This window comes from Okeania sp. SIO2B9, assembly GCF_010672505.1.
Lineage (GTDB): Bacteria > Cyanobacteriota > Cyanobacteriia > Cyanobacteriales > Microcoleaceae > Okeania > Okeania hirsuta.
The window spans coordinates 1-7,747 of sequence record NZ_JAAHGK010000202.1; the positions used below are offsets into that span (position 1 = coordinate 1).

A 7,747-nucleotide genomic window follows, 5' to 3' on the forward strand; every position below is an offset into this window, starting at 1 on the left:
GCGACGATCGCTTCATGTTCACTGTGGCTGGACTCTGGAATTTCTACTTAATGGCAGGATAATTTAATCAGTGAAAACCAGAATTTTCCCATTTCACTTTAAGGTTTTATTTCGCGACAAGTCTATTGGAGAAAAGCACAACTTAAGATAGCTAGGCTGCATAGACGAGTGGCTAGCATCCGCAAAGATGCACTTCATAAATTGACAACATATTTAGCTAAAAACCACAGCGTTGTTGCCATAGAAGATTTGAATGTTAGCGGTATGTTAGCTAACCATAAGCTAGCTAAATCTATAGCCGACCAAGGCTTTTATGAGTTTCGGAGACAGCTCGAATATAAAACACGATGGCACGGTTCTAAATTAGTAGCAGTTGATAGGTTTTTTCCATCATCAAAAACTTGCAGTAGGTGTGGTCATGTTCAAGATATGCCGTTAAGCCTGAGAATTTATGATTGCCCTGACTGTGGCTTGTCAATAGATCGAGATTTAAACGCAAGTATAAATTTGAGAGATGCGGTCGGCTCGACCGTGAATGCCTGTGGATGAGCAACCGCCGACGGCCTCAGTAGAAGCAGGAAGTAAACCTCAAGTTGTCACACTATGTGACGCTTTGTATCAGTTTTATAGAGCAGTTTCAGGAATTTCTCACAGCCTGCTCAGTTGACTAGCTTAAGTTAAAGATGTCGAGCCTGCAATCCCAAAATCCTTTTGAGAAAAAGTTAATATGAAACGTCGATATTTTGTCCTGTCTTTAGTTAGTTTCGGGTTGGTCATAGGGTGTGCTTCCCTACAAACGAAAAATTCCCCTCAGCCATCAGTGGAACTATCCACCGATCCCGTATCACCTGCTATTGCCGTATCCTCCAACAAGGCTGATGAATCTCAAATAGCCAATGCCACAGAGCCGATTTTTGCGGAAAACGGAGTTGCCATTCGAGGTACTGACCCAGTTGCGTATTTTCAAGTAGGTAAACCTGTCCAAGGAAATAAACAATTTACTCACAACTGGATGGGAGTCAACTGGTGGTTTTCCAGTGCCAAAAATCGTGATTTGTTTGCAGCTTCCCCAGAGCAATATGCTCCGCAGTATGGTGGTTTCTGTGCTTTTGCCGTTGCCAATGGATACACAGCTCCTATTGTTCCAGAAGCCTGGAGCATTGTCGAAGGGAAGCTATATCTCAATTTCAGTTTAAGGATTCGTGATCGCTGGGAACGTGATATTCCAGGCAATATTGCCCGTGCCAATAAAAACTGGCCTGCTGCCGCCGCCAACTTTCGGGGGTGAGGGGTGAAACTCTAGTGTCGCTACCCGGAAGTTAGAAGTTAAAAGTCATGCCTTTAAAAGCGAGTGCTAATTGGCGAGGTTTCCTACGGGGTTTATAAAGTGCGGAAGTAATTCCCCTATTGCCAAAAAAGCTGGAAGCTTGACAACATAATCTTTGTCAGTTAAAGCTTCCAGCGTTTCAAAGTCGTCTAACTCAAGTTATATTAATTTTGCACTTTTGACCTAAAAGCTTTTCCCAGAGAGAATTTCAGTCAACTGAGGAATTTAGAGTCTTCCGTCAACTTTTACAAAGTCATTGAGGACTTGCAATAGCCTTACGTCTTTGGCATTTTTGATACTTTGAAATTCTTGAGCTTTCCGTCACCTTTACAAAGTCATTAAGAACCCAGTTTCCATTAAAGTGGTCTTCTGTAGGGCCATAAAGTCGGAAGTAGGCAAACCAGCCTTCTCCTGGGTTGCTCTTAATTCAGTTGGAGGCTTTGTCAGGATCGGTAGGTTCTTGAGGACCGACGTAGATATCAACTGTGCCGTCAGCATTCTCATATAGGTCATCTGTTTTGGAGGAACGCTCGGGTTTTTCAGTGTCCGTATCGACGAAAACGCGGGCATTGTTGTCATACACCGTAACTGACCAAAACTGCTCCATGGGAGGATTGGCAGGAACGGTCATTTTATAAGTGTTAGAACCGTCAAGCCAGTTACCATCGCTGTCTTTATAAGTACCGAGGTAAACTTGTCCCCCTTGACCTGGTTCATCAATTACCATACCGGAGGAGGCGGTTACAGCTTCGTAAAACCAGGCTGCCCGCTCATCAAGCTGATCGTAGTATTCGGTACCCTGACTTGGGTCAAGGATCAGAGCAAATTCCCAATGCACACCATCAGCATAATGTGCCGCTTCGCTGCGCTTTTGGAAGTCGTTAACCCGAGCCATGGCTTCTCCTACCAAAGCACCCTGCTCTAGGATTGCTTTCTGGCGTTCGTCAGGGGCAAAAGTCACAGTGCCGTCAAGACCGACTTTCTCAATGCCCAAGGGTTTGAGCATAGCCATAAACAGGCGATCGCGCTCTTGAACGGGCTCGCGGCTGATGATGTTTGCGAGGCGCTCCCAGTAGGCAAGGCCACGACGGGGAACCTGAGACCACTGAATATCGGTAATATCCTTGATAGGAACGGGACTGTCGCTTGGTTGTGCCAAGGGATAAATTCGCAGGGCATTAAGTAGCTCTTCAGTTTACTTTTTTTTGTTAGCTTTCACGAGTGGTTTTACTCGCACTGGTTGGAGCAATCTTCTCGCTGCTTTAGCTGCCTACTTGCTTTTCCTGCGGAATGCGGAGCTAACAGCCGTCGTAGGAAGTTAATTCCCCGTCTCCTGTCCACCGGAGTTTCACCGCAAAGTGCGGTCTTGTCATGGCGACAAACCTTGTTCTTACTTGCCATTTCTAGTATAGCAGATTTTTACTTCGCTTTATTACCCGCGTGTCGTTATTCAACCAGCCGTTAAAACGGTCTGGCTAACTTCCTCCCGACGCTTTTTAGGTTTTATCCGAGTTGAGAGAGCGAAAACCCCAAAATACGTTAAAGGTGGTCGATGGGACGCGGTATTCGCACTTTTTAGTATTCTTTAGGATTAAGCCCTTTTGACCAGGACCATAAATACAGTAGGTACCGCCCAAGCCCTCATCAGGTCCGGTTTGACCCATGTCAACGATAGGACGCTGCCAAATATCATCAGCAAAACCGGCTGCTTCTCCAGCAGGCATTTCGACAACTACAGGACCAGTTTTGGCCAGGTCAAAGAAGCCAATGATGTAGGGTGTCGTAGCATTGGCGGTGAGGATACCTAACTTTTCTGGGAAAGTTTGGTAAACTACAATTTCACCCGTTTCTATCCCAAAAGTCTCTTCATGAGCAGCTTGCCATTCAGCCATACTCACCATAGGTACGGACCATAAATACAGTTGGGTAGCTCGCTGGAAATCCATCTCATCGTAGGGGGTTGCACATTATGGAATGATATTGCCAAAAATTGGTTTAGATTTTGACTAAAAATAACCATTAATTAATCATTCTAGCAATTGATTAATCCACAATCCAATTCAATCAAAAATATCAAATCATTCGTCACTGTGCAACGCCCATCGTAGAGCTTGTCAACGGTTTCCGAAGTTGGATAACCATTTGACTCGAACTCAAGCGTTCCAATATGGGTTTCAAAATCACCAATAAATGGGTTTGGGCCGATAACGCTGGCATCCGCCAGGGCGACAGAGGGCGCAACGATCGCCAAGCAAAGGATGGCAATCAACAGAGAAAGGATTAGCTCTTTAGCCTTCTTTACAAGTGGATTTTTCTGAAAAAGAAAGTGCAAGAGCGTTATTGGCTTCAAAATACGGTTAAAGAACATGGGTAAAACCTCATCAAATGGGTTAACAACACAATCTCAGGCCACATCCCAAAGGGCGATAAAGCTAGCTTTAGGATGGACAGCAGCAAAAATGTTTACTAGGGAGCAATCCGAACTAATCCGAATATTCCTGTCAAATATCTCCTACACATTTTTACTCAGCAATGACCATAGGTGGAGCTTCCCAACTACCGTTGATTACATATTCTTCTGGTATGTAAATGCGCATGATAACATACATAGGTCCATCCGGTGCCGGAAGCCAGTTTGATTCTTTTTCTGTCCCAGGAGATTCGTATTGTAGATATAGGGTGATGCTTCCGTCTGCATTCTCTTCTAGTTCTTCTAGCATCGGTGAATTAATCAAGTAACGATCGAGCGGGTTGTGAATTAAATAACGAGTTACTCCATCATATATGGTCACCGACCAGAATGCTTGGGCAGGTATGCCTTCTGGGGGAATCTGTAACAGATAATTATAGTTCCCGCTATTAAGCAATTCTCCATTTTCATCTACTATGTAACCTGGGTAAAATGCCTCAGCTATTGAGTTCCCGTAGATACCCAGTAGGGATCCAACTGCACGTTTGAGATAATCATTATTGAGTTCTTCTCGCGTTCCAAATACGCCAGCGGATGATGTAGTTTCCTGGGCAGTTTCATCAATAGTGTCTATTCCTGCCTGTTGACCGGATGCGATCGCATCTAGCCACTCTTGAGAAACACCTTCTGGGGGAAATACTGCTCCAGGTTCCACTCCAATTTTCTTAAATTTTTTGCGCAATCTTTCTTCAGTGGGATGGGTAGGAGCAAATTGAAGCAAGAAGTTGACATACTCGAAGAAATGCTCATTCAAAGTTTCAGAAGAGATTGGAGGATAGTCAATTTCTGGGGGAGCTTCTGGTGGCTGAGTACCCAGAAACTCACTCAAGGGTTGAGCCTTATATTTTTCCTGAATTGCACGTTATCAATATCGTCAGGATTAAAAAGCTGGGTACGTAATAGTGAGTAAGCTAAATTTGTTTCTGACGGAATTACTCGCTTAATTCCTTCGGGTTGCTCTGCGCTCCAGTCTGGACCTGAGATGAGGTAGTTTCCTCCACCATTACCCTCAACCCGAGTGCCAAGGTAATCAAAGTTGAAGGTGTAAAGGTCAACCAATTGGGCAGTATAATAACGCTCATCTTCGATATCAGGCATCGTTATAACTAAAGGCTCTGCTCGTAGATCCATCACCAACTCTAAATTTAGTCTCATGTTTAATAATAGTATCGGCCATATTCCCTCAGATTATTTATATAAATATGACATCCCGATCAATACAGAAGCAATATTAAAAACCCGTCAAGAAAAACACAAAAAATTATTTGAAACCTCTACTCAAAAGTATTACGAAGCAGTACAAACAGTTACAGATATCAAAAGTCATTTTTTCGACTTTTCCTGCGCAGCAATAAAAGTCGGTCGTGCTGAGGAACTCTCCCCAGAGCAACAACAACTGTTCCGGAACAGTTTGCAAACATTTTGTCCTTGGAAAAAAGGTCCGTTTGAACTATTTGGTATAAACATTGATGCTGAATGGCGTTCTGATTGGAAATGGGAACGCATTTTGCCACATATTAGTTCTCTGAAAAATCGTAGAGTCGCCGATATTGGCTGCCACAATGGTTATTTTATGTTCCGCATGGCAGCTCAACAACCCGAGTTAGTTATTGGTTTTGAACCCTACGCAAAACATTTTTGGAATTTTCAACTTATTCAAAATATTGTGCAACAAAAAATGCTGATATTTGAACTGTTGGGAGTTGAACACATTCACTATTACCCTCAATTTTTTGACACCATTTTCTGCTTGGGTATTCTCTATCATCACACTGACCCTATTGCTTTACTACGCAAAATGCGAGAAGCTTTAGCGCCCAAGGGGGAAATTATTATTGACTGTCAAGGCATTCCAGGAGATTTACCAGTAGCTCTAACACCTCGGAAACGTTATGCTCAAGCACGAGGTATTTGGTTTCTCCCCACTCAGTCCTGTTTAGAGAGTTGGATAGGGCGAGCGGGGTTTAGTGATATTAATTGTTTTTTTGCCGAACCTTTGTCAGTAGCAGAACAACGGCGCACTTCTTGGGCAAATATTGATAGTTTGTCAGAATTTCTCAATCCTCAAGACCCTTCGTTGACAATTGAAGGTTATCCTGCACCTTGGCGCTATTATGCAATCGCTCGTAAATAATGAGCGGGGGAGATGGGGAGATGGGGAGATGGGGAGATGGGGAGATGGGGAGATGGGGAGATGGGGAGATGGGGCAAAAGGCCGTTTGCTTGCGCATACTCCCCAGGTGCTTGTACAGAGAAGTAAACATAAGAATAATTAACATTAACTGGGCTGCTATTAGCAAACACCTTAATGAGACTTGATATTAAGCCTTCCTGCCTCTTCCTTTTTCCTTCTTCCTTGTGCTAGAATAGCTTGATTTTTATTTTTTCAACTTACGAATTTTTTTGAGTGTTGAAGCTCGAGTTGCTAACCGGATTAACTTATAAGGAGATGTGCGACTACCAACTGTAATTCGAGAAATGCGGAACTTATTTTTCAGATAATTTACTTTCAAAAAATTATCATCATAAATAAATCCAGTTAGATGATATTTAGGTAACTTTTTTTCCACCTTTGTATTGATGGCACCATAGGGATAAGCAATATGAGCAGCGACAATTTTATTCCTATCTAAATCATTAGTACATTTTCTCAAAGCTAACTTCGCAAAATATAGTTCTACTTCTAATTCCTTGGAGCTAATTTTTGTTAAATTTTTATGAGTAAATCCATGAGATTGAATATCATAAAAATCTTTCTGATATCCTTCTATTAAATTTTGACAACTAAGATGTGGTAAATCTTTTCCATTATTAACTCCCAGAGTTTTAGGATTAATAAACAGAACAAATCTTACTTTTTCACCATATTTTTCTTCCATCCTTTCTAAGATGGGCATTCCATTTTTATGCACTCCTTCATAGCCATCATCAAAAGTAAGCATTACAGGTTTTTGACCTATATGTTTACTTGGTATAGGTTGAGATTTATTAATAAAATATACGAATAAATCTTGAGAGGATAAAAACCAGTAATTTTTCTGTACTAAATACTCTACAAACTTTTCTAAATCTTGCTTAGTATAATCCATACCATAAAGAGGGCGATATGGTGGTAAATCAGCTTTATTCTGTAAATCAATAATGTCATGGAAACCAAAAATCGGAATTTTGACAGTCGGAGATTTAATAGCTGCAGCAGTCAAACCTAAACTGACGATAAATATTAGTGAAAGGTATACAAGTTTACTTATCCACTTTGGTAAAAAATTAATTAAAAAGCAATTTTTGTACAAATGTATAATAGTTAAATTTAACTTCTCTACAGTGGAAAATAAAGATTGAGTTACATTCCTACTTAGTAGCTTAATCTGATCTTGAATCCATTTTTGATTAATCATATCTTTCCCTAATATTCAATCGCAAATCTGTGAATTATTGCTAGTTATTGATGATACTATCACTATTTTTTCCTGACTAATATAAAAAATTTATTTTGTTTCGTAGGAGTGGACGATCGCCACTTAACTTCTTGAAGAAGGAAAAAGGAAAAAGGAAAAAGTGGATGGGGACTCAAACCCCAACCAATTGTAAACACCGTCTATACGGCGGTTTATTCAACTTAAAAGAAAAAGATAAACAATCCCCCCTGATAAATTGAGGCATTATTTTCCTGAATTAGTATCAAGGTGAATGAAATTTACATCTATAAGAGTTAAATTTGTGTAATACTATTCAATCAAAAAATGCTAAGGCTGAGAAAGTGGGAAATTATTATTACTTGTATAGTTGTGTAGATAGATTTTCCTCAATATCAAAAATCTGAAATTCTCAGTGATATAATGGCTGTAGTCTGATAAGTTAAGAAAAATTAAGCATATTCTCAAGCAGGAGGTGAGTCCCGTGTTTAAGCAAGATCATCAAAATCTGAAAGTAGTTAAACTAGAGGAAGG

General features: G+C 41.0%; 10 protein-coding genes and 1 pseudogene. 4 read left to right on the forward strand and 7 right to left on the reverse strand.

All coding sequences use genetic code 11. The features are described from left to right. Positions 1 to 126 precede the first annotated feature (126 nt). Both F6K13_RS09650 and F6K13_RS09655 read left to right on the forward strand, forming a co-directional pair. Positions 127 to 549 (forward strand): annotated as a pseudogene (locus tag F6K13_RS09650) (RNA-guided endonuclease InsQ/TnpB family protein); the annotation flags it as partial. A gap of 178 nt (positions 550 to 727) precedes the next feature. Beyond that, positions 728 to 1,288, forward strand: coding sequence for a YHS domain-containing (seleno)protein (locus F6K13_RS09655; RefSeq protein ID WP_124147564.1), 561 nt, complete (start codon positions 728 to 730; stop codon positions 1,286 to 1,288). Positions 1,289 to 1,754: 466 nt separating this feature from the next. Here the strand turns inward: F6K13_RS09655 and F6K13_RS09660 are convergent, their stop codons facing one another. From F6K13_RS09660 to F6K13_RS09685, 6 genes are all read right to left on the reverse strand, one after another. Next, positions 1,755 to 2,486 (reverse strand): DUF1214 domain-containing protein, encoded by a 732-nt coding sequence (locus tag F6K13_RS09660; RefSeq protein WP_124147565.1) that lies wholly within the window; start codon positions 2,484 to 2,486, stop codon positions 1,755 to 1,757. Positions 2,487 to 2,554: 68 nt separating this feature from the next. After that, positions 2,555 to 2,728 carry a hypothetical protein gene (locus F6K13_RS09665; protein WP_161564737.1) on the reverse strand — a complete coding sequence of 58 codons (174 nt, stop codon included), beginning with the start codon at positions 2,726 to 2,728 and terminating at the stop codon, positions 2,555 to 2,557. A gap of 95 nt (positions 2,729 to 2,823) precedes the next feature. Then, entirely contained in the window at positions 2,824 to 3,219 is a 396-nt protein-coding gene (locus tag F6K13_RS09670) for a DUF1254 domain-containing protein (protein ID WP_161564738.1), read from the reverse strand. A gap of 140 nt (positions 3,220 to 3,359) precedes the next feature. Beyond that, a complete protein-coding gene (locus F6K13_RS09675; RefSeq protein WP_124147567.1) occupies positions 3,360 to 3,695 on the reverse strand; it encodes a hypothetical protein in 336 nt (111 codons plus the stop codon). Positions 3,696 to 3,849: 154 nt separating this feature from the next. Beyond that, positions 3,850 to 4,626: a DUF1214 domain-containing protein gene (locus F6K13_RS09680; RefSeq protein ID WP_161564739.1), complete on the reverse strand. Its 777-nt coding sequence runs from the start codon at positions 4,624 to 4,626 to the stop codon at positions 3,850 to 3,852. After that, positions 4,623 to 4,895 (reverse strand): DUF1254 domain-containing protein, encoded by a 273-nt coding sequence (locus F6K13_RS09685; protein WP_161564740.1) that lies wholly within the window; start codon positions 4,893 to 4,895, stop codon positions 4,623 to 4,625. Before F6K13_RS09685 ends, F6K13_RS09680 begins: the two co-directional genes overlap by 4 nt. A gap of 55 nt (positions 4,896 to 4,950) precedes the next feature. On the opposite strand from F6K13_RS09685, the gene cmoB reads away from it, so the two are divergent. Both cmoB and F6K13_RS09695 read left to right on the forward strand, forming a co-directional pair. Continuing rightward, positions 4,951 to 5,931, forward strand: a complete 981-nt coding sequence (gene cmoB, locus F6K13_RS09690) for a tRNA 5-methoxyuridine(34)/uridine 5-oxyacetic acid(34) synthase CmoB (protein WP_124147570.1) — start codon at positions 4,951 to 4,953, stop codon at positions 5,929 to 5,931. Then, positions 5,912 to 6,073 (forward strand): hypothetical protein, encoded by a 162-nt coding sequence (locus tag F6K13_RS09695; RefSeq protein ID WP_287244527.1) that lies wholly within the window; start codon positions 5,912 to 5,914, stop codon positions 6,071 to 6,073. The genes cmoB and F6K13_RS09695 overlap by 20 nt, the downstream gene beginning before the upstream one ends. A 102-nt stretch (positions 6,074 to 6,175) precedes the next feature. On the opposite strand, the gene F6K13_RS09700 is transcribed toward F6K13_RS09695, so the two are convergent. Further along, entirely contained in the window at positions 6,176 to 7,195 is a 1,020-nt protein-coding gene (locus F6K13_RS09700; RefSeq protein WP_124143710.1) for a polysaccharide deacetylase family protein, read from the reverse strand. Between the last annotated feature and the right edge of the window lie 552 nt (positions 7,196 to 7,747).